This is a genomic window from Actinoallomurus acaciae (assembly GCF_042429965.1).
In the GTDB taxonomy this organism is placed as follows: domain Bacteria; phylum Actinomycetota; class Actinomycetes; order Streptosporangiales; family Streptosporangiaceae; genus Actinoallomurus; species Actinoallomurus acaciae.
Map to the genome: position 1 here is coordinate 412 of NZ_JBHLZP010001318.1, position 242 is coordinate 653.

The 242-nt window shown below is 77.3% G+C and carries 1 protein-coding gene; it reads right to left on the minus strand.

Going from position 1 to position 242, the window contains the following annotated elements; all coding sequences use genetic code 11:
• On the minus strand, positions 1–202 hold a 202-nt coding region (locus ACFFNX_RS52305), incomplete at its 3' end, for a hypothetical protein (protein WP_378213935.1).
• Positions 203–242: the final 40 nt, after the last annotated feature.

Below are 242 nucleotides of genomic sequence, written 5' to 3' on the forward strand. Positions count from 1 at the left end.
GCTCGCGCAGACCGTTCTTCGGGTCGCCGACCTCGCCCGCGGCGCGCAGGCAGCGTGCCTCCTCCCACTGCTCGTGCCGCAGCCGGAACATCTCCGCGGCCCGCTCCAGCACCTGCGCCGCCCGGTTGAAGGCGGCGTCCGCCGCGAGGCCGTCGCCGCGGGCCCGCAGGTCGCCCGCCTCGGCGGCGCTGACCTCGCCCATCGCGCGGAGGGTCTGCGCCTCGGAGTAACGGTTGCCGTCG